Source organism: Amycolatopsis sp. PSD-21, from assembly GCF_055561455.1.
This window is the reverse complement of record NZ_CM145712.1, coordinates 9298837-9319889: the sequence shown is the minus strand read 5'-3', so window position 1 is coordinate 9319889 and position 21053 is coordinate 9298837. Positions and strand designations below refer to the sequence as shown.

Genomic DNA, 21053 nt, shown 5'->3' with positions numbered 1-21053 from the left:
GGCGGGCGTCCGCACCTTGGCCGACCGGCCCGAGCCGGGTCGGCCGATCGGCCGATGCGCGGGTGATCAGCACTGGCCGTCTGCCCGAAGTGGACACACCCGGTCCACCGCGAAGCTCTTTCCCGAAGCAGAACACAAGTGACTGACTAGGGAGAATCACGGTGGTGGATCCACAGTGGACAGGGCAGCCGGTGCTTTCGGGCCGCGGGCTGGTGAAGCGGTACGGCACGCAGCACGCGCTGGCCGGGATCGACATCGACATCCAGGCGGGTGACGCGGTCGCCATCGTCGGGCCCTCCGGCTCGGGCAAGACCTCCCTGCTGCACGTGCTCGCCGGGATCCTCCGCGCCGACTCCGGGCAGATCTTCCTGGCCGGGCAGCGGGTCGACCAGCTCAACGAGCGCAAGCGCAGCGAGCTGCGGCGCACCGAGTTCGGCTTCGTGTTCCAGTCCGGGATGCTCGTCGCGGAACTGAGCGCCGAGGAGAACGTGGCGCTGCCGTCGCTGCTGGGTGGCAAGGGCCGCAAGGAATCCATCGAGGCCGGCCGCGAATGGCTGGCGAAGCTCGGCCTCGCGGGCAAGGAGAAGCGCCGCCCCGGTGAGCTCTCCGGCGGCGAGGCGCAGCGTGTCGCGATCGCACGGGCGCTGACGCACCGGCCGAAGGTGATCTTCGCCGACGAGCCGACCGGCGCGCTCGACACCCGCACCGGCCGCGCCACCATGGACGCGCTGCTCGCCGCGGCCGCCGACAGCGGTGCCGCGGTGATCGTGGTGACCCACGACCGCGAGCTCGCCGAAGCCATGCCGCGCACCGTCTCCATCCGGGACGGGCTGATCGCGACGAGGCTGGCCGCGTAATGAACAGCTTCCAGCTGGCCATGCGGGTGCTCCGGGTCGACCGCCGGACCCGCACGTCGGCCATCCTCACCGCGGTCGGGGTCGCCGTCGCGACCAGCCTGGTGCTCCTGCTGGCATCCCTCCCCGGTGCCACGCAGGCCCGCTCCCAGCGGGCGATCTGGCAGGACATCGGCAGCTACTACTCCCAGTCCGGGGAGAGCCAGCGCCCGGCTCCGCTGCTCATGGCGGCGAACAAGGACTACTCGGGCGACCGTGAGATCACCCGCGTCGACATCGCCTTGACCGGCACTTCGCCGATGCTCAGCCTGCCGCCGGGCATCCCGCGGCTGCCCGCTCCCGGCGAGTCGATCGTCTCCCCCGCCCTCGGGAAACTGATCCAGTCGACACCGCAGGCGCAGCTCGGGGACCGGTTCGGCAAACTCGTCGACGCGCTCGGGCCCGAATCGCTGATGTATCCGGAGCAGCTGGTCGCCGTCGTCGGCCACACCCCGGAGTCGATGCCGCAGACGGCGATGGCCGCGGACGGCTTCCCGAACAAGGAGGCGAAGCCGGACCCGCTGCTCGAACTGCTCGCCTGGGTCGGGGTGATCGTCCTGCTCGTGCCGAGCCTGGTGCTCGTCGCCTCTTCGGCCCGGCTCACGGCCGCCCGGCGTGAGCTGCGGATGGCGGCGCTCCGGCTGGCCGGGGCGACTCCCGGACAGGTGACGAAGATCGTCGCCGCCGAGACGGCGTTGTCCGCCACGGTCGGCGCGCTGCTCGGCATCCTCGTGGCACCGGCGCTCCAAGGACTCTCGACGTTCGTCCCGTGGGGCGGCGGAACCTGGCTCGCGTCGGACTTCAGCCTTTCGGCCGGTTCGACGATCGCGGTCGCCGTGGCGATCCCGCTGCTGGTCGTCCTCGCCGGGGTCCTCGGCATCCGCCGCGTGCTGAAGACGCCGCTGTTCGCGGCTTCGGCACACGCTCGCAAGCCGCTGCACTGGTGGCGGCTGCTCGCGGTCCCCGTGGCCGGTGCCTTCTTCCTCTTCGCGGTCACCCAGGACAACGCCAGCCTGCCGATGGTGATGCTCGGGCTGTTCCTGCTGGTCGGGTCGGCCGCGATCATCGGTCCGTGGGTCACCTCGGCGGTCGGCGGCACGTTCGTCCGGATCTGGCGCAAACCGGCGTCGCTGCTGGCCGGACGCAGGCTCCGCGACGACCCGAAGAGCGCCTACCGCGCCACCGCGGGTGTCGTGCTGGCCGTCTTCACCGGTTCGATGGCGCTCACCCTGCTGCCCTCGTTCGAGTCGATGGCGGGCGGCGGCCGGACCTTCAAGGACAACGTCCTCTACGCCCAGGCCGACGCGGCCCAGGCGCAGCAGGTCGCCGACCAGACCAACGCCTCCCTCGCCCGCTACGGGATCACCGAGAAGGCCGTCTCGGTCGGGCAGGTCTACCTGTCCACCGGTGAGCCGGGCACCCGCTCACAGAATCTGAACCGGGCTTTCGTGATGACCTGCGACGACGCCGCGAAACTCCTGCGGGTGAACCTCGGCGGCTCCTGCCAACCGGGACCCGCGATCTACAGCAGGTACGCCATCAACCCGGCGGAGTACCGCGTGCTGTCGGAGTACGACAAGGCCGGTCCGCAGCTGGATCCGAAGACTCCCGTGCACCTCTTCCCGCAAGGCGACGAGGACACGTCCAGCACGATCGTCATCGACCCGGCCCTGGTGCCCGCGGGGGTCACACCGGAGCGCTTCGACGTGATCGTGCCGACCACCGCGGAGAACGCCGAGGTCGTGCGGACCGCGCTGGTCGGCGCGGCACCCGGCCAGGAGGTCGGTAGCCGCGGCCTGCACCTGATCGGCCAGCAGCAGGAGCTCGGCGACCTGCGACGGGTCACCGTCATCGGCCTGATCGCCGCCGGCGTGCTCGCCGGGTGCAGCGCGGCCGTGGCGACCGCGGGCTCGGTGATGGACCGCCGCCGCACCTTCGGGGCGCTCATCGCGGCCGGGACACCGGTCCGGGTGCTGGCGAGGGCGCTGCGGATGGAAGCGGCTCTGCCCGCGATGGTGGCCACCCTCGGCGCGGGGGCGGTCGGGATCGGCGTCGGCATGGGGCTCTACAGCCTGGTCGAGAAGGACGCGGTCGTGCTGAGCCCGTGGCTGCTGGCGCCCGTGGTGCTGGGAATCGGGGTGGCGTTGCTCGGGGCGTCCGTCTCGACCCCGGCGCTCAAGCGGGTGCAGTCGGAGCCTCTGGCCGACGAATAAAAAGATTCGCCCGAATGGCGTCATGGCGCCCGGGCGGGCAGGTCTCGTGGGTGGAGTCGGTGGTGATCCACCCACGGGCCGGGTGCCCGGTCGTCTCTCTGTCGGGGGAGGGACGAACGGGCACCGGGGACGCGCAGGGGGCGTTCCGAGGCGCGGGGGTGTGAAGGAAGGGCCGGTCAGGGACGTGGGGACGTCCTGACCGGCCCTTTCTGTCCGCGGGGTTCCGGAGGTGGTGTCGCGAAAGCCACTTTCGGGACATCAGACGTCTCGAAAGTGGCTTTCGCGACACGGTCGCCAGGACGGTGTCGGGCCCGGATGAGCGAAGGGGCACCGCGAGTCGTCCGTCCGGTCACGCGAAAGCGCCATCCATGCTCAAGGCACCCTTCACGAGACCGTTCAGACCCGCTCGAAGATCAGGTCGTGCGAGATCCGGCCTTCGACGTCGGCGCGGTTCTCGAACTTCGTGATCGGCCGCCACTCCGGCCGCGGCGCCCAGCCGCCGGGCTCGCCGGCGTACCGGTTGCGCAGGAGCGGCTCGGCCGAGCAGACCTCCATCATCTGCTCGGCGTAGTTCTCCCAGTCGGTCGCCATGTGGAAGGTGCCGCCCGGCGCGAGCCGCGAGGCCACCAGCGAGACGAACTCCGGCTGCACGATCCGCCGCTTGTGGTGCCGCTTCTTCGGCCACGGGTCCGGGAAGAACAGCCGGACACCGGCCAGCGAGCCCGGCTCCACGTGCGAGGTCAGCAGCACGACGGCGTCACCGTGCATCAGCCGCAGGTTCTTCACCCCGAGCTTCTCGGCGCGCAACATCAGCTGGCCGAGCCCCGGGTCGTAGACCTCGACCGCGACGTAGTTGACTTCCGGCGCGGCGGCGGCGAGCTGGGACGTGGTCTCGCCCATGCCCGAACCGATCTCCACCAGCACCGGCGCCTGCCTGCCGAACCAGTCGTCGAAGTCCACCGGTCCTTCGGGCAGTTCGCCGACGGTGCGGCCGAGCGACGGCCAGAGTTCGTTCCAGGCTCGCTGCTGCCCGACGGTCATCCGGCCGCCGCGTTTGACATAGCTGACCACGCTGCGCATCCGTGGCTGGTCCTCGTTTTCCACCAGCCCATTAAACGCGGCGGTTACCGGACGGCTTCGAACTCCCCCAGCCGCGAACGCAGCCCAGCGAATCCGGCGACCGCGATCGGCGACGGCGTCGTACCGGAATGAGCGGGGAGAACGTCGATCCAGCCGTCGTGGCGGCTGGTGTTCAGCACCGTGGTCGGGATCGAATGCCCGGACGCTCCGCGTTCAGAGGGCATGAACTCCCAGTAACCGGATTCTCCGTCCGCGGCCCACGGGACGAATTCCCAGCCGGGCCGCCTGCCGAGCAGGCCGGCGATCCGATCTTCGATGCGGAAACCGAGTTCCCGCGATTCGAGCCTGCCTTCCACGACGGCGCGAAGCCACCACGGCGCGGGGATTTCGCCGTGCATTCCACTGGACGCGCGGTACAACGCGACAACGAGATCTTCGGGCGCGCGGTGTACCCAGGCGCGGCGGATATCCGATGGCCGGGTCGCGGACGCGACCGTGCGGGGCAGTTCGATCGCCTGTGACCATTCGAGGTCGAGCATGGGCTCGAGGCGGGGCTGCATACTTTCCGTGCGGGCTTGCGGGATCATGCGTTCCACTCCCTGACCGGAATCCACCGTCAAGGATCACCTCCGGGGCCGAGAGCCGAAAAATAGGCTCATCCCGAGCATCGCCCGGGCTGGAACAGTATGTCCGCTCCGTGTGAGAGAAGCCACAGGCTCTTAACGTGGACTTAACTCCTTTGGCCGCGGTAAAAGCTCACGCATCCCTTCGATGGGTGATCATCAGCCCGGCCGCATAGACAATCACGCAGATGCCGCCGAAATAAGCCAAATAACCCCACGGCCCCAGCGGCGGTTCGAGTTTCAACATCGACACCGTGAGATCCGGCCCGGAAAACTGATTCGCCGCGAAGAACGGCATCCACTGGTAGATGTCGTCGCCCACTTTCGGAATCAGCACGACGAGCCCCTCGAGCACCTGCGTCCACGCCAGCGCGAACCCGAGCGCGAACGCGGGGCTGCGGAACAGCAGCCCGAGGCCGACGCCGAGCAGACCGGTCAGGAAGAAGGTCAGGCCCTGGCCCGCCACCGCACGCCAGTCGGCGCCCGAAGCCAGGCCCAGGTCGGCGGCCGGTTTGATCAGGTACGCGATCGCCCACGAGCCGAAGCCCACCAGCAGCCCGATCAGCCCGGAGAACACGCCGACGACGGCGCCCTTCGCCAGCAGGGCCGGCACGCGCGACGGCACCGCCTGGAAGGTGAGCTTCATCGTGCCCCAGTTGAACTCCGTCGCCGCCGCGAGGATGGCGAGGACCAGCACGACGGTGCGGCCGAGCGCGCTCGCCACCTGCGTCGAGTTGACGCCGGTCTGGCCTTCGAGCGGCACGAAGCCGAAGAAGAGCGCGGTGTAGGCCAGCGCGACCACCACCGCGATGGCCGCGCACCACCAGGGTGCGCGCGTGCTAAGCAGCTTGATCCGCTCCGCGCGGAGCATGTTCGCCGCGGTCATCGGGCCACCTCCGGTACACCGGCGCCGTACTCGACGGCCTCGGCGGTGAGTTGCATGTACGCCTGTTCGAGCGAGCCGGCGAGCGGCTTCAGCTCGTGGAGGGTCGCGCCGGCGGCGAACGCGAGTTCGCCGATCGTGTCACTGTCCATTTCGGACACGACGAGCGCGCCGTCCTCTTCGCGGAACTCGGCGCCCTTGTCGGTGAGCGCGGTCCGGAGCTCGGGCAGATGCGGGCTGCGGACCCGCACGCCGAGGCCCTTCGCCCGGCCGACGAACTCCTCCATCGTGCCCTGGTAGATCAGCTTCCCCCGGCCGATCACGACGAGGTCCTGCGCGGTCTGCGCCATCTCCGGCAGGAGGTGGCTGGACACGAACACGGTGCGCCCCTCGGCGGCGAGCGCGTGCATCAGCTTCCTGATCCAGACGATGCCCTCGGGGTCGAGGCCGTTGACCGGCTCGTCGAACAGCAGCACCCGCGGGTCGCCCAGCAGCGCCGTGGCGATCCCGAGCCGCTGTGACATCCCGAGCGAGAACTGCCCGGCCCGTTTGCGGGCGACCGAGTCGAGCCCGACCAGCCGGAGCACCTCGTCGACCCGCTTGTCCGGCAGGCCGTTCGTCGCGGCGATCCACCGGAGGTGCTCGCGGGCGGTGCGGCCGGGATGCCGCCAGGTGGCGTCGATCATGCCGCCGACCGTCCGAAGTGGATCACGCAGCTCGCGGTAGGCCATACCGTCGATGGTCACCGAGCCCGACGTGGGGTTGTCGAGCCCGAGCATCATCCGCATGGTGGTGGACTTCCCCGCCCCGTTGGGGCCGAGGAATCCCGTCACCCGGCCGGCTTCGGCGGTGAAGGAAAGCGCGTCGACGGCGAGCTTGTCGCCGTAGCGTTTCGTGAGTCCGGTGGCCTCGATCATCGGCCCTCCCTCCAGTGGATTCCGACATTACGCGGGAAAGGACCGGGCTGCCCCCCGATCGGCGGCCCGGTCCTTCTTCCCCTTTTTCTCCCCGGCCGGATGCCTCGCTCCCCCGAGTTCGGCGTCCGGCTTTCCCCTGTGGAAGTCCTTACGCGTCGCGCTTGTCGGCGACGACGAGCGAGATGACCAGCAGCACCAGCGCGAAACCGGCGAAGTAGGCGAGCGACCCGGCCTGGCTCAGCGGCGCGTTCGCCGCGGCGGGACCCGAGCCGGTGAGGAACCGGTCCGCGACGTGGAACGGCATCCAGTCGTAGATGTCCTTGCCGATCTTCGGGATGAGCTGGATCAGGTTCTCGACCGCGAGCGTGTAGATCAGCAGGAGCGAGATGGCGCCGGCGCTCTGCCGGATCAGGATGCCGACGGCGACCGCGATCACCGAGGCGAGGGCGAACACCAGGCCGACCCCGGCGACGCTGATCCACTCGGCGGTGGTGTTCAGCGCCAGATCCTCCGGCCGCATGATCGAGGCGAGTGCCCAGGCGCCGAAGGCGGCGATCTCGCCGATCACCAGCGAGAGCGTCGCGACGACGCCGGTCTTCGCCAGCAGCGCGGCGCGGCGGTTCGGCACGGCCTGGAACGTGGTGCGGATGGTGCCGAAGCGGTATTCGGTGGTCACCGAAAGCGCGGCCAGCACCATGACCACGGTCATCCCGAAGACGTAGCCGAACTGGGACATGCCGACGTCGGTGAATTCCCCCGACGGCGCGGCGCCGGCGAAGATGGCGGCGAAGCCGACCACCACCGCGAGGGTGATCAGCGCGCACCACCAGGGCGAGCGGGTGGTGAACAGCTTGATGCGTTCCACGGCGAGCAGAGTCATGGCTTTTCTTTCCTCGAAGAGTGACGGCTACTGGGCGGCGGTGACCACTTCGGCGGCTTCGGCTTCGAGACCTGTGTGGTACTCGACCGAGTCGCCGGTGATCTGCATGAAGGCCTGCTCCAGGGAGCCGGTCTGCGGGCTGAGCTCGTGCAGCACGATCTGGTTGGCCGCGGCGATCTCGCCGATCTTCTCACTGTCCAAACCGGACACGACGATCGCTCGTTCGGCGTCGGTGACCTGAGCGCTCGCCTGCGTCAGCGCGGCGCGCAGCGCGGGCAGTTGCGGCGACCGGACCTTGACCGTGTTCTCGGCGGCCCGGGCCACGAAGTCCTCGGTGGAGGACTGGGAGATCAGCTGCCCCTTGCCGATCACGACCAGGTGGCTCGCGGTCAGCGCCATCTCCGAGAGGAGATGCGAGGAAACGAACACCGTGCGGCCTTCGTCGGCCAGCCGGTGCATGAACTTGCGGATCCAGAGGATGCCCTCGGGGTCGAGACCGTTGACCGGCTCGTCGAAGAGGAGCACCTCCGGGTCGCCCAGCAGGGCCGCCGCGATCCCCAGTCGCTGCGACATGCCGAGGGAGAACCCGCCGGCGCGCTTCCCGGCGACGCTGGTGAGCCCGACGATCTCGAGCACCTCGTCGACCCGGCTCTCCGCGATCTTGTTGGACTTCGCCATCCATCGCAGATGCGCCCGGGCCGACCGGTTGGGGTGGACCCATTTGGCGTCCAGCAGCGCGCCGACCGTCCGCAGTGGATCTTTCAGCTCGCGGTAGAGCTTGCCCCCGATGCGCACCTGGCCGGCGGTCGGGTTGTCCAGGCCGAGGATCATCCGCATGGTCGTCGACTTGCCCGCCCCGTTCGGGCCGAGGAAACCGGTGACCTCCCCCGGCGCGACGGAGAAGGACAGGTCGTTCACCGCCAGTGTCTTGCCGTACCGCTTGGTGAGGCCCGCTGCCTCGATCATGTCTGCTCCCCTCGGCGACTGCGAGAACAATCGTCGTCCATGTGGGTGGCCGAGCGCGTCATCCTGAGGTGCCAACCTGGTACCCGACCTGAGACGTAGCTTGCCGTCTTCCGGCGGCGTACGCGATCGGTGAGACCCCTGAGAGTGACCCTGATTCGCCAGGGTTAATGAACCGTGGTTCAATAATCGCATGGCGAGGCCACGGAGCATCACCGACGAACGGCTGCTGACCGCGGCGGGAACCGTGATCGGCATGGTCGGCCCCGGTTTCACGCTGGCCCAGGTGGCGGCTGAGGCCGGCGTCGCGGTCGGCACCGTGGCCCAGCGGTTCGGCTCGAAGAACGGTCTTCTGCTGGCGTTGAGCCGGGCGAACACGCGATCCGTCGTGGAACGGATGCGGGAATGCGGCGAGCTGGCCGATCCGGTGGAGGCGCTGCGCGCGGCGGTCGTCGTGGTCTACGAGGGGTTGGGCGACGCGGAGACGGCGGCGAACCATCTCGGGCAGCTGGGCGTGGACATCGGCGATCCGGAGCTGCGCGCTCTGCTCGGTGAACATTTCACCGCCGTGGAAGCGGAATTGCGGCGGCTGACGCGCGTCGCGGCGCGTGACCTCCCGGGTGCGCCGGGTGTCGTCCGTGCGGCGCGGGTGCTGCTGGGGGTGGCGAACGGGGCCGCGCTGGACTGGTCGATCCGGCCGAAGGGCCGGATCACCGAACGGATGGGGCAAGACGTGGACGCGGTGCTGACCGCGTGGAAGGGAGTGTCCTGAATGGATCAGAAGGTGGCCGTGGTCGCGGGGGCGACGCGGGGATGCGGCCGGGCGATCGCGGTGGAACTGGGCAGGCTCGGCTGGACGGTGTTCGTCACCGGCCGTACGACGCGTGAGCACCAGTCGCCGATGAAGCGTTCGGAGACGATCGAAGACACCGCGGAGCTCGTCGACGCGGCGGGCGGGCGGGGGATCGCCGTCCGGACCGACTTCACCGTCGTGTCTGATGTGGACGCACTGCGAGCACGAATCGAGTCCGAAGTGGACGGCCGGATCGACGTACTGGTCGACGACGTCTGGGGCGGCGACCAGTACGCGGACTTCGAGGGGGCGTACTGGGACTCCAGCCTCGACGACGCGCTCACGCTGGTGCACAACGCGATCGACACGCACCTGATCGCGCTGCACCGGCTTCTCCCGCTGGTCGTGCGGCGGGAAGGCGGTCTCGTCATCGAGGTCACCGACGGCGACCACGACGAGTACGTCGGCGCGGGGATCCCGTACTTCCTCGCGAAATGCGGGATCCGCGCGATCGGCAGGGCGCTCGGCGCCGAACTGAAGAAGTACGGCTCCGTCGGCATGACCGTCACGCCGGGCTTCCTGCGTTCGGAAGCGATGCTCGACCACTTCGGGGTCACTGAGGAGACGTGGCGGGACGCGGTCGGCGAGTCCGCTCCGGTCGATTTCGCCATCTCGGAGACCCCGGTGCTGCTCGGGCGGGGTGTCGCGAAGCTGTCGACCGACCCGGAGGTCGCGCGGTTCGCGGGCAAGACGCTGGCGTCGTGGACGCTGATGAACGAGTACGGCCTGACCGACGTCGACGGCTCACGCCCCGACTTCGGCAAGTGGATGGCCGAAGTGCGGGACGCGGGCAACGACCCGGCGACCGCGGATCACTCGCTGTACCGCTGAGGCACGGCCGCCGGCCCGTGTCGCGAAAGCCACTTTCGCGACGTCAGACGTCGCGAAAGTGGCTTTCGCGACACACCTAGCGGCACGTCAGCGGGCGAGGCAGGGCTCGCCTGGCCCTCCTTCAACGTTGCGAAAGCCACTTTCGCAACGTTGAAGGTTGCGAAAGTGGCTTTCGCAACCTTCCGTCCAGTGCCTGGCCAGGGGAGCTACTTCTTCCCGGCCAGCACGTCCAGGTAGTGCTGGTTGAACATGACGCCGAGGACGTTGCCGAACGGGTCGACGACGGCCGCGGTCACGAAGCCCGGCCCGCGCTCGATGACTGGCTCGTACTCCTTCGCGCCTTTCGCGAGCAGCTGAGCGAAGGCGTCCTCGACGTTGTCGACGGCCCAGTTCGCGATGGCCCCGCCGGGACCGGGCTGGGCCATCGGCGGCCGGAAGTCGCCGCGGACCAGGCCGAACTCGTGCTGGTAGTCGCCGATCCGGTACTCGACGTACGCCGGTGCCCCGTCGGGGCCGTTGCGGACGAAGTACGGCTCGATGCCGAAGAGCTCGGAGTACCACTCGATCGCGGCGGCCATGTCGTCGGCGTAGAACGTGGTGGTGGTGAGACCTCGCAGCATTTCCTTCTCCTCAGGTAGTGGCTCTGAGGACAAGCATCCGCCGCAAAGTGCTCACCGAATGACCACTTTCCGACGAGATCTCAGCTGACCCCGGGACGCGCCAGCCCGGTCTCGTAGGCGAGCACCACGGCCTGCACCCGGTCGCGCAGGTCCAGCTTCGACAGGATCCGCCCGACGTGCGTCTTCACCGTCGCCTCGGAGAGGAACAGCGTCTCGGCGATCTCCAGGTTCGAAAGGCCCTTCGCGATCAGCACGAGCACCTCCCGCTCCCGTTCGGTGAGGACGTCCAGCTCGGCCGCGTCCCGCATCGGCTTCCCGCCGCCGCCGACGAACCGGTCGAGCAGCCGCCGGGTGACCGACGGCGAGACCACGGCGTCGCCCGAAGCGACCGCCCGCAGCGCCGACACCAGGTGATCCGGCTGCGTGTCCTTCAGCAGGAACCCGCTCGCCCCGCCCTGCAACGCCGAATAGACGTACTCGTCCAGGTCGAACGTCGTCATCACGAGCACCCGTGCCGTCCCGGCCTCGACGATCCGCTTCGTCGCCTCGACCCCGTCCAGCACCGGCATCCGGACGTCCATCAGCACGACGTCGGGCCGCAGTTCCTCGGCCAGCCGGATGGCCTGCGCGCCGTCACCCGCCTCGCCGACGACGTCGATGTCGGCCTGCGCGCCCAGGACCATCCGGAACCCGACGCGCATCAATTCCTGGTCGTCGACGACCACCACCCGTATCACGTCGCCAACCTAACCGGGAGCCTCGCGTGCACCTGCCACCCTCCACCGGGGGCGGGCCCGACCTCCAGCGTGCCGCCGAAGACGTTCGCCCGTTCCCTCATTCCGATCAATCCGTTCCCACCGGGGACGGTGAGTTTCCGCGGCGGCGCGGCGTGCTTCGCCGCCATGGGCACCAGCTGTTTCGCGCGCCCGGCGCCGTCGTCGGTGACCTTGACGTCGATCACGTCCGCCTCCCGCCGCACCACCACCTCGGCCTGCGCGCCCTGGCCGGCGTGTTTCAGCGTGTTCGTCAGCGACTCCTGCACGATCCGGTACACGCCGAGGGACACCCCCGCGGGCAGCCCGGCCAGCGCGTCCGGCCCGATCGCCAGCGTCACCGGCACCCCCGCCTGCCGGATCCGGTCCGCGAGGTCGGTCAGCGCGCTGGCGTCGGGCTGCGGCACGCGCGGCTCGTCGTCGCCGTCGCTGCGGAGCACGTCCAGCAGCCGCCGCAGCTCGGCGAGCGCGCCGCGGCCGGTCTCCGAAATCGTCTGCAGGGCACGTTTCGCCATCTCGGGATTCCCGTCGACCGCGTAGGACGCGCCGTCGGCCTGCACGACCATCACGCTCACCGCGTGCGCGACGACGTCGTGCAGCTCGCGGGCGATACGTCCGCGTTCCTCGCCGACGGCGATCCTGGTCGCCTGGTCCCGTTCCGTCTCAAGTAGATGCAACCGGGCTTCCACCTCCTCGTGATAGGCGCGCCTCGCGCCGGCGAATTCGCCGAGCGTCCAGCACAGTGCGCTGGAGAAGACGCCGATGATCGCCAGCACCCACACGTCCTCCGGCGGGTCGGCCCACAGCTGGATCGCCGAGGTGACCAGCGTGATCACCAGGTACAACAGGCCCTGTTTGCGCCCGACGTAGACCAGCACCGAGTAGATGCTGATCATCATCGCCAGCCCGCTCGCCGCGCCGAGTTCCAGCGCGCTGTGCGGGATGCCGATCAGCAGCACCAGGTACGCCGACCACAGCGTCGCCTTCCGCCGGAAGACCAGCGGGGCGACCATCACTACGTCCAGCGGCAGGACCACGTACCAGGGCGGCATCGGGACTTCCGGCGTCTCGACCGCCGCCACGAAGAACAGCAGGTCGGTCAGCAGCAGGACGACGGCGATGAAACTGTCCCCGGCCATGGGGTGGGCACGCATCCAGAGGCTCAACCGTCGCACCTGGTAACACTATGTCGGCCGGGGCCGCCCGCGCGTCGGTCGCCGGTACCACCTTCGGTGCGACCCGAGGATGAGCGGCATGGCACGATTCCCCTCGGTGTGCTCGACGACTGGGAGGGTGGGCACCGTGACCTCAGCGACGGAGCAGGGCCGTCTCGCCGGCCCGCTGTCGATGTCGGTGGCGAACCTCTGCCACCGCCTCCAGCCCCAGGTGTCCGCGCGGACCGCGGCCGGTTTCGCCGAGGTGCTGCGACGGCTGGGCGGCCCGCTGCAGGTCGCCGTCGCGGGCCGGATCAAATCGGGGAAGTCCACCCTGGTCAACGCCCTGATCGGGCGCCGGGTCGCGCCGACCGACGTCGGCGAGTGCACCCGGCTGGTGACCAGGTTCCAGTACGGCACGGTCGACCGCGTCGAGATCGTCTTCAACGACGGCCGCAAACAGGTGCTGCCCTTCTCCGCCGACGGGATGATCCCGGCCGAACTGGGCATCGACATCGACAAGGTCTCGCATATCGAGGCGTACCTCACCAACGCGGTCCTGCAGGGTATGACCGTGATCGACACCCCGGGCCTCGGCTCGCTCGACGCGGCTTCGGTGTCGCGGACCGAGGAGCTGCTGGGCGCGGCGAAGCACCGCAAGCCCGAAGACGGTGACGAGGAGGAAGAAGGCTCCGACGAGCTGGACGACACCTCGCGCAACGCCGTCGCGGGCGCCGAAGCCGTCCTCTACGTGGTCACCCAGGGCGTCCGCGCCGACGACCAGCAGGCGCTCGCCGCGTTCACCGCCGCGACGGCGAGCCGCGAGGCGGGCCCGGTCAACGCGATCGCGGTGCTCAACAAGGCGGACACCATCGCGCCGGAGTCGGTCGAAGGCTCGGGCGGTGACGTGTGGAAAGCCGCGACGCTGTTGTCGGAGAAGCAGGCCGCGACGCTGAAGCCCCGCGTCGCCGACGTGCTGCCGGTGATCGGGCTGATCGCGGAGTCGGCCGAGTCCGGCGGGTTCACCTCGCCCGACGCCGAAGCGCTGCGCCAGCTGGCCGAGATGGACGACGACATCCTCGAGACCATGCTGATCTCGGCGGACATCTTCACCAGCTGGGAATGCGACGTCGCGGCGGGCACCCGGCTGCGGCTGCTGGAGAAGCTGGACCTGTTCGGCGTGCGGTACGCCGTCGAGGCGATCCGCAAGGAACCGGAGATCACCGCGGGCTCGCTGCGGCGGAAGCTGCTCGACGCCTCCGGGCTCGAAGCCGTCCGCCAGCGGCTGAGCATCGTCTTCGCCGCCCGCGCCGACGGCATCAAGGCGGCGGCCGCGCTGGCCTCGGTCACCGCGCTGGCCCACGCGTCCGGCGACCCGGCCGAACGGCAGCGCGTCCACGACGCGATCGAGGTCCTGCTCGCCAAGCCCGAGGCACACCAGCTGCGGCTGCTCGAAGCGCTCACGCTGGTCGCGTCCGGCGCCGTCGACATGCCCGAGGACCTGTCCGAGGAGGTCCTGCGGGTCGGCAGCAACGCGGACATCGGCGCCCAGCTGGGCAAGCCGGGCGCTCCGCGGGCCGAGCTGGCGGCCCACGCCCTGGAGCGCGCCGGCTGGTGGCGTTCCTTCGCGTCCTTCGGCGCGACACCCGCCCAAAGCCGCGTCGCGCACGTCGTGCACCGGGCGTACTTCCTCATCTGGCAGCAGATCCGCGACTAAACGCGCCCCAAGATTGATAAACCGAGCGCTCGGTCTAATAATGAGCGCATGGAAACGATCGTCGACGAGCCCCAGTGGCTGCGCACGGCCTCCTGGATCGGTTGCCCGCTGGCCGGGGCCGCGCTCGGCTGGTTCCTCCAGTCGATCTCGGGCTGGGTGGCGTCCCTGAGCTGGGTCCCGTTCAAGGGCCCCTTCCAGCTCGTCTCGGAGATCCCCCAGCCCTGGGGCACGGTCACCGGGATCGGCGTCGGTCTGGTCCTCGGGTTGCTCTTCGCCGCGGTCTGGGCGCACGAGCGGCTGATCGTCAAGGTGACGCCGACCCGCATCACGCTGACCACCAAGGGCCGCAGCCGCGCGTACGAAGCGGAGCTGGAGGCCGTCTTCCTCGACGGCAAGGAGCTCGTTCTGCTCGCCGCGGACGGCCGGGAGCTGGTGCGGCAGAAGGGCGACGTGGACCGCAAGGCCGTCGCCAAGGCCTTCCTCGACCACGGCTACCCGTGGCACGACGAGCCGCCGGCGGTGAAATGAGGACGGTCGACCCGGCCAAACACGAGGCGAAACGCCGCGCCATCCTCGACGCCGCCGCGGGCTGTTTCGCGATGAAGGGCTTCGAGAAGACGACGACGGCGGAGATCTGCCGCGCCGCCGGGATCAGCACCGGCAGCCTGTTCCACTACTTCCCGAACAAGCGCGCGGTGTTCGTCGGCATCTTCGAGCAGGACGCCGACGAGACCGCGGCACTGCTCGCGGCCGCCGAAGAGATCGAGGATCCGGGGGAGGCCATCCTCCAGGTCATCACCCACGTGTCGGAACAGCTTCTGCATCCGGTCATCGCCAAGCTCGTCCTCGAGGTCGCCGCGCAGTGTTCCCGCGACGCCGAGCTGGCCAGGCTCATCCAGGGCAACGACCGCGCGCTGCGCGACGGCCTCGTCGGCCTGGTGACGCGGGCGATGGAAGCGGGCCGGATCGATCCCGGATTCGATCCGCAGACGGTGGCCAGCTGGCTCGTCGCCTTGGTCGACGCGCCGCTTTCCCGCGTGATTCTTGAGCCGGACCTGGATCCGGCGGCGGAACTCGCGGTGATGAAGGAGCTGATCGCCAGATTCCTCCGTCCCGTTCTGCCGATTTCGCCCCCGCCTGGCGGGCCGGTGCCCGACACTGGTGAAATCTCCCCGGGCTGATCGGTAGGCCCGGGACACCAGTTACGGGGGTCGATTCGGGTGGGTGCCTGGCTGCGCAAGAAGGCGGTCGAAGACGTGAATCCGGACGACGTGCCGACCGGTCAGATCTCCGCGGCGATCATCGCCGAAGCGGACGGGGAGACTTCGCCGTCGGAGGGAACCGAGGCCGTCGAAGCCGCGTCGAACACCGATGTGGAGTCCACGACCACGGGTCCGGCCGACCTCGAACAGGCTCTCGCCGACAGGCAGGCGCTGATCCAGCTGTGCCTGTACGCCCTCGATCGCGCGCGCAGCGGCGGCGTCGTCGAGCGGCTCGAACACGGTCTCGCCGGGATCGGCGTCCGTGCCCTGCGCCCGGACGGTGAGCGGTTCGACCCCGCCGTGCACGAGGCGGGCGGTGCGGTCGCGACCGAGGACCCGGCGCTCGAAGGGCTCGTCGCGGAGACCGAGGTGGTCGGTTTCGCCGATCACGAGCGGGTCCTGCGCGCGCCCATCGTCATCGTCTACGCGAAGAAGGCCCAGTGACCGCTCCGAGCGCGGCGGCCAACCTTCCGGCGGTCGTGAAGAGCACCCGCGAACAGCTGCTCACCGTCGTCCGCGAAGCCGATCCCCAGGCCGCGAAATGGGTCGAGGACATCCGGAAGGCGCGGCCGAAGAAGCCGTCGGTCGTGGTGGTCGGCGAGACCAACCGCGGCAAGAGCTCGCTCGTGAACGCGCTCCTGTCCATGCCGGGACTGTCCCCTGTGGACGCCGACGTCGCCACGGCGACTTATCTCGTCTTCGAACACGCCGAGCAGTGGTCCGCGCAGGCCTGCTACCCGGGCCAGCTGGCGCCGGTGCCGATCAACCTCAACGACCTGATCCACTGGGTCTCGGCCGCGCACGAGCTGCCGGAAGGGCAGATCCCGCCGCGCTACGTCGAGGTCTCCGGCCCGGTCCCGCTGCTCGAACGAGTGTCCATTGTGGACACGCCGGGTGTCGGCGGGCTCGACTCGATGCACGGTGAGCTGGCGAAGGAGGCCGCCGCCGGTGCCACCGCGCTGCTGTTCGTCGTGGACTCGTCCTCGCCGTTCACCGCGCAGGAGCTGCAGTTCCTGCACGACATGGGCGAACGCGTCGAGACCGTGCTGTTCGCGCTGACCAAGACCGACCAGTTCCGCGGCTGGCGCGAGGTCCTCGAAGCCGACCGGCGGCTGCTCGCCGAGCACGCCCCCCGGTTCGCCGACGCGGTGTTCCACCCGGTTTCCGCGCGGATGTTCGAGACGGCGGCCAAGGCCCCGAACGAGCAGATGGCCACGATGCTGCGCGAGAAGGCCGGGATCGCCGCGTTGCAGGGCGCGCTGCAGGAGATGCTGGTCGGCCGCTCGGCGATGCTGGGCGAGGCCAACACCCTGCGCGCGTTGTCGAGCGCGCTCGGCGAGCTCAAGGCGAAGCTGCAGGCGGAAAGCCGAGCGCTGTCCGCGGGTGAGGCCGAGGCCGAGCAGCTGCGCCAGCGCCGTGACGACCTGACCACCGAGCGCCGCTCTTCGACGCGGGGCTGGCAGCTGAAACTGCGCGCGGAGATCCAGCGGACCCGCGTCGAGGTCGGGCACGAGACCAGCAGGCAGATGCGCGACGCGTCGACGCATTTCCGCCAGCTGATCGACGGCGCGAAACGGGACGCCCTCGCCGCGCTGCCCCAGCAGGTCGACATCGCGTTGCAGACGACGTCGCAGCGGATCTCGATGCTGCTCTCCCAGCGGCTCAACCAGGTCACCAACGTCGCGCTTTCGGAGCTGTTCTCGCCCGAAGAGCTCGAAATCATCCGCGGCCAGTTCGCCAGGGCGGGCGGCCCGCCGGTCGTGCTGCGCCCGCCGGACAAGAAACCGCCGACGGCCGAGGACAAACTGCTCATCTTCATGGGGGTTTCCGGCGGACTCGGCGCCGGGAAGGTCGCCGCGCTGCCGCTGGCGGGCGTCGCGATCCTGAACCCGGTGATCCTGCCCGCCACGATCATCATCGGCCTCGGCGCCGGCTGGTGGATGGCGCGCACCCGCAAACACGCCTCGGACAAGCAGCATATGAAGCAGTGGCTGGTCGAGGCGATCGCCGACGCGCGGTCCACGCTGGACCAGCTCGTCGCGGAGCAGCTGATCGAGGCCGAACAGCAGCTGTCGATGGCGCTCGACGAAGCCCTCGGCCGCCGGATCGACGCGATCGAGGCGGAGCTGAAGGAAGTCGACAAGACGATCAAGATGGGCGCGCAGGAACGGGCGAAGAAGATCTCGGTCGTCGCGAAGCGCCTGAAGGACGTCTCGGACGGCCGGGACCGCGCCGAGGCACTGCTCGGTCGCATTCGGTCACTGCGCGACGCCTGACCCGGGTGGGTCCTGTTGTGGACCGGAACCGAACCGGCCTACGGTGAGTCATAAGCTTCGACACACCAGCAGGTCAACGAGGGGGTTATCCCATGTGGGTCGACGAGAGCGGCGGCACGGACACCGAGTCGGGCTCCACCGAAGCGGTCACCGTCCACGTTGACGGCGAGGAGTACCAGGCCGAGCTCAACTACGACCTCGACAAGGACGGCGTCAACGACGCCGCGGTCATCCAGCACGAGGACGGCACCGGCCAGGCGTTCGTCGACACCGACGGCGACGGCGACGCCGACCAGTACGCGGTGCTCGACGAGAACGGCAAGGTCGTCCAGGAGGCCGTCTACGACGAAGCCTCCGGTTCCTGGGTCGAGGCCGGTGGCGGCGGCAACGACGACGGTTCCGACGCGGGCACCAGCGGCACCATGCACGCCGACATGCCCAGCGGCGACGTCGAGGTCGGACCGCCCACCATCGACACGGACGGTGACGGGACCCCCGACACCGCCGTCGTCCAGACGGAGGACGGCCGCACGATCGCCTTCACCGACAAGGACGGCGACGGCAGCGCCGACATCGCGGTGGAGACCGACGCCTCCGGCAACTCCAAGACCTACGAGCACACCGGGCCCGGCCAGTGGACCGAGGTCGGCAGCGGCGTGGTCAACAACGACATCGGCGCGGCCTTCGCGAGCGTCCCGGCGGCCGGAGGTGACCCGGCGGGCGACGCGGCGTGGGGTGGCGCGGGCACCGAAACACTCGAAGGTGTGGCGAAGATCGATTCCGCCACCGGTCAGTGGATCAGCCCCAACTGATTCCCAAAATGGCCTGGACCAATACAAGAATGGTCCAGGCCAATTCGAAGAGGTCATTCCTGTAATCCTGGTCACAGAACAGCCCGGCACGAGTACTCGTGCCGGGCTTTCTCGTGTCCGATTCGTCCGTCCGCTGTGCCATCGGTCACCGGAAGAATTTCTGCGTATGGCCCATTCCGGTGATACTGAATCGATTCCCTTATCGTTCTTGTGAGAGAACCGACAGGTCAGCTCTCGGTTACCTGCCGGTCATCCGGCTACTCTCGGGGAATCCCAAAACCTGCACACCGGCCTTCCCGCCGGTGTGCGAAGCCATTCGGTCTCACGAGCTTGAGGGCCGCACCGGAACAGCGTCGTTCCCGGTGTGGGCCCTCTTTGCGTCGGAAGTCAGGAGTAGAGATGACCGCAGTCGCCATCCCCGGACTGGAAAATGCGCCGACGACGCACAGTGGCGTGCTGTCCTGGGTCCGAGAGGTCGCCGAACTGACCACTCCGGACCGCGTGGTGTGGGTCGACGGGTCCGACGAAGAAGCCGCCCGGATCAACGCCGAGCTGGTCTCCGCCGGCACGTTCGTGCAGCTCGACGCGAAGCCCAACTCGTACTGGGCCGCTTCCGACCCGAATGACGTCGCCCGCGTCGAAGAGCGCACCTTCATCTGTTCGGAGAACGAAGAGGACGCCGGTCCCACCAACAACTGGATGGACCCGGCCGAGATGAAGGCCACGATGACCGAGCTGTACCGCGGTTGCATGCGCGGTCGCACGATGTACGTCATCCCCTTCTGCATGGGCCCCCTCGGAGCCGAGGACCCCAAGCTCGGGATCGAGATCACCGACTTCGCCTACGTCGTCGCCTCCATGCGCGTGATGACCCGCGCCGGCAAGGCCGCGCTGGACAAGTTCGTCACCGAGGACGGCACCGAGCGCGAGTTCGTCCCCGCCCTGCACTCCGTCGGCGCGCCGCTGGAGCCGGGCCAGGAGGACGTCTCGTGGCCGTGCAACACCACCAAGTACATCTCGCACTTCCCCGAGACTCGCGAGATCTGGAGCTACGGCTCCGGCTACGGCGGCAACTCGCTGCTCGGCAAGAAGTGCTACTCGCTGCGCATCGGCTCGGTCATCGCCCGCGACGAGGGCTGGCTGGCCGAGCACATGCTGATCCTCAAGCTGATCTCGCCCGAGGACAAGGTCCACTACGTCGCGGCGGCGTTCCCGAGCGCCTGCGGCAAGACCAACCTCGCCATGCTGCAGCCGACCATCCCCGGCTGGCGCGCCGAGACCCTCGGTGACGACATCGCGTGGATGCGGTTCGGCGAGGACGGCCGCCTCTACGCGGTGAACCCCGAGTTCGGCTTCTTCGGCGTCGCGCCGGGCACCGACTGGCACACCAACCCCAACGCGATGCGCACCATCGAAAAGGGCAACACGGTCTACACGAACGTCGCGCTCACCGACGACGGCGACGTCTGGTGGGAGGGCATGGGCGAGAAGCCCGCGCACGCCACCTCCTGGAAGAAGCAGGACTGGACGCCGGAGTCGGAAGAGAAGGCCGCGCACCCGAACTCGCGCTACTGCACGCCGATGTCGCAGTGCCCGATCCTCGCGCCCGAGTGGGACGACCCGCAGGGCGTGCCGATCTCGGCGATCCTGTTCGGCGGCCGCCGCAAGACCACGGTCCCGCTGGTGAACGAGGCCCGCGACTGGCAGCACGGCGTGTTCATGGGCGCCACCATGTCGTCGGAGACCACCGCGGCCGCCGCCGGCGCGGTCGGCAACGTGCGCCGCGACCCGATGGCCATGCTGCCGTTCCTCGGCTACCACGCCGGTGACTACTTCAAGCACTGGCTGGACCTCGGCAAGAACGCCGACGCGGACAAGCTGCCGAAGATCTTCTACGTCAACTGGTTCCGCCGCGGCGACGACGGCCGTTTCCTGTGGCCGGGCTTCGGCGAGAACTCGCGGATCCTGAAGTGGGTCATCGACCGCGTCGAGGGCAAGGGCAACGCGAACGAGACCCCGGTCGGTTTCGTGCCGAACGCCGAGGACCTCGACACCGACGGCCTCAAGGAGCCGCTGGCCGACATCCAGGCCGCGCTGGACGTCTCCGCCGAGGAGTGGCGCCAGGAACTGCCGCTCATCGAGGAGTGGTTCGAGAAGATCGGCGACAAGGTCCCGTCGTCGCTGCGTGACGAGCTGGACGCGCTCAAGCAGCGTCTCGGCTGATCGTCCGAACGTAGGAGAAAGGCCTCATCCTCGGAGTCATTCCCGAGGATGAGGCCTTCTTCTTTCGGTCTCGGTACCGT

20 protein-coding genes are annotated in these 21053 nt (G+C 69.2%); 11 read left to right on the top strand and 9 right to left on the bottom strand.

Annotated elements, in window-relative coordinates:
- Positions 1 to 161: 161 nt before the first annotated feature.
- Together ACZ1DY_RS44020 and ACZ1DY_RS44015 are read left to right on the top strand one after the other, a co-directional pair.
- A complete protein-coding gene (locus ACZ1DY_RS44020) occupies positions 162 to 857 on the top strand; it encodes an ABC transporter ATP-binding protein (protein WP_016338261.1) in 696 nt (231 codons plus the stop codon).
- Positions 857 to 3106, top strand: coding sequence for an FtsX-like permease family protein (locus ACZ1DY_RS44015; RefSeq protein ID WP_465483190.1), 2250 nt, complete (start codon positions 857 to 859; stop codon positions 3104 to 3106). The genes ACZ1DY_RS44020 and ACZ1DY_RS44015 overlap by 1 nt, the downstream gene beginning before the upstream one ends.
- A gap of 396 nt (positions 3107 to 3502) precedes the next feature.
- Here ACZ1DY_RS44015 and trmB read toward each other — a convergent pair whose 3' ends face one another.
- The 6 genes from trmB to ACZ1DY_RS43985 form a co-directional block, all read right to left on the bottom strand.
- The gene (gene trmB, locus ACZ1DY_RS44010; RefSeq protein WP_465485798.1) at positions 3503 to 4186 is read right to left on the bottom strand and encodes a tRNA (guanosine(46)-N7)-methyltransferase TrmB; all 684 of its coding nucleotides are present in this window, start codon (positions 4184 to 4186) and stop codon (positions 3503 to 3505) included.
- Between the two features lie 44 nt (positions 4187 to 4230).
- Complete coding sequence (locus ACZ1DY_RS44005) at positions 4231 to 4773, bottom strand: hypothetical protein (protein ID WP_126737426.1); 543 nt, start codon at positions 4771 to 4773, stop codon at positions 4231 to 4233.
- A gap of 169 nt (positions 4774 to 4942) precedes the next feature.
- Positions 4943 to 5695 carry a hypothetical protein gene (locus ACZ1DY_RS44000; RefSeq protein WP_126737425.1) on the bottom strand — a complete coding sequence of 251 codons (753 nt, stop codon included), beginning with the start codon at positions 5693 to 5695 and terminating at the stop codon, positions 4943 to 4945.
- The gene (locus tag ACZ1DY_RS43995; protein WP_192747230.1) at positions 5692 to 6609 is read right to left on the bottom strand and encodes an ABC transporter ATP-binding protein; all 918 of its coding nucleotides are present in this window, start codon (positions 6607 to 6609) and stop codon (positions 5692 to 5694) included. The genes ACZ1DY_RS44000 and ACZ1DY_RS43995 overlap by 4 nt, the downstream gene beginning before the upstream one ends.
- Before the next feature lie 148 nt (positions 6610 to 6757).
- Positions 6758 to 7489 (bottom strand): ABC transporter permease, encoded by a 732-nt coding sequence (locus tag ACZ1DY_RS43990; RefSeq protein WP_126737423.1) that lies wholly within the window; start codon positions 7487 to 7489, stop codon positions 6758 to 6760.
- A gap of 27 nt (positions 7490 to 7516) precedes the next feature.
- Positions 7517 to 8455, bottom strand: coding sequence for an ABC transporter ATP-binding protein (locus ACZ1DY_RS43985; protein WP_257483481.1), 939 nt, complete (start codon positions 8453 to 8455; stop codon positions 7517 to 7519).
- 190 nt (positions 8456 to 8645) lie between these two features.
- Here ACZ1DY_RS43985 and ACZ1DY_RS43980 point away from each other — a divergent pair, with 190 nt between their 5' ends.
- Both ACZ1DY_RS43980 and ACZ1DY_RS43975 read left to right on the top strand, forming a co-directional pair.
- Positions 8646 to 9224 carry a TetR/AcrR family transcriptional regulator gene (locus ACZ1DY_RS43980; RefSeq protein WP_126737421.1) on the top strand — a complete coding sequence of 193 codons (579 nt, stop codon included), beginning with the start codon at positions 8646 to 8648 and terminating at the stop codon, positions 9222 to 9224.
- On the top strand, positions 9225 to 10136 hold the full coding sequence (locus ACZ1DY_RS43975; protein ID WP_465483189.1) for an SDR family NAD(P)-dependent oxidoreductase: 912 nt from the start codon (positions 9225 to 9227) through the stop codon (positions 10134 to 10136).
- 206 nt (positions 10137 to 10342) lie between these two features.
- On the opposite strand, the gene ACZ1DY_RS43970 is transcribed toward ACZ1DY_RS43975, so the two are convergent.
- From ACZ1DY_RS43970 to ACZ1DY_RS43960, 3 genes are all read right to left on the bottom strand, one after another.
- Complete coding sequence (locus tag ACZ1DY_RS43970; protein WP_465483188.1) at positions 10343 to 10756, bottom strand: VOC family protein; 414 nt, start codon at positions 10754 to 10756, stop codon at positions 10343 to 10345.
- An 80-nt stretch (positions 10757 to 10836) separates the two neighbouring features.
- A complete protein-coding gene (locus tag ACZ1DY_RS43965) occupies positions 10837 to 11493 on the bottom strand; it encodes a response regulator (protein WP_037307422.1) in 657 nt (218 codons plus the stop codon).
- Positions 11490 to 12683, bottom strand: coding sequence for a sensor histidine kinase (locus ACZ1DY_RS43960; RefSeq protein ID WP_465485797.1), 1194 nt, complete (start codon positions 12681 to 12683; stop codon positions 11490 to 11492). The genes ACZ1DY_RS43965 and ACZ1DY_RS43960 overlap by 4 nt, the downstream gene beginning before the upstream one ends.
- 193 nt (positions 12684 to 12876) lie before the next feature.
- Between ACZ1DY_RS43960 and ACZ1DY_RS43955 the strand changes: the two genes are divergently transcribed.
- The 7 genes from ACZ1DY_RS43955 to ACZ1DY_RS43925 all read left to right on the top strand — a co-directional run bounded on the left by ACZ1DY_RS43955 (position 12877) and on the right by ACZ1DY_RS43925 (position 20973).
- Entirely contained in the window at positions 12877 to 14400 is a 1524-nt protein-coding gene (locus ACZ1DY_RS43955) for a dynamin family protein (protein ID WP_443092900.1), read from the top strand.
- A gap of 48 nt (positions 14401 to 14448) precedes the next feature.
- Positions 14449 to 14928 carry a YqeB family protein gene (locus ACZ1DY_RS43950; RefSeq protein WP_257483477.1) on the top strand — a complete coding sequence of 160 codons (480 nt, stop codon included), beginning with the start codon at positions 14449 to 14451 and terminating at the stop codon, positions 14926 to 14928.
- A complete protein-coding gene (locus tag ACZ1DY_RS43945) occupies positions 14925 to 15581 on the top strand; it encodes a TetR/AcrR family transcriptional regulator (RefSeq protein WP_257483476.1) in 657 nt (218 codons plus the stop codon). The genes ACZ1DY_RS43950 and ACZ1DY_RS43945 overlap by 4 nt, the downstream gene beginning before the upstream one ends.
- A 39-nt stretch (positions 15582 to 15620) precedes the next feature.
- A complete protein-coding gene (grpE, locus tag ACZ1DY_RS43940) occupies positions 15621 to 16106 on the top strand; it encodes a nucleotide exchange factor GrpE (protein WP_192747223.1) in 486 nt (161 codons plus the stop codon).
- On the top strand, positions 16103 to 17938 hold the full coding sequence (locus tag ACZ1DY_RS43935; RefSeq protein ID WP_257483474.1) for a dynamin family protein: 1836 nt from the start codon (positions 16103 to 16105) through the stop codon (positions 17936 to 17938). The genes grpE and ACZ1DY_RS43935 overlap by 4 nt, the downstream gene beginning before the upstream one ends.
- 92 nt (positions 17939 to 18030) lie before the next feature.
- Positions 18031 to 18750 carry a DUF6802 family protein gene (locus ACZ1DY_RS43930; RefSeq protein ID WP_126737414.1) on the top strand — a complete coding sequence of 240 codons (720 nt, stop codon included), beginning with the start codon at positions 18031 to 18033 and terminating at the stop codon, positions 18748 to 18750.
- A gap of 399 nt (positions 18751 to 19149) precedes the next feature.
- Complete coding sequence (locus tag ACZ1DY_RS43925; RefSeq protein ID WP_465483187.1) at positions 19150 to 20973, top strand: phosphoenolpyruvate carboxykinase (GTP); 1824 nt, start codon at positions 19150 to 19152, stop codon at positions 20971 to 20973.
- Positions 20974 to 21053: the final 80 nt, after the last annotated feature.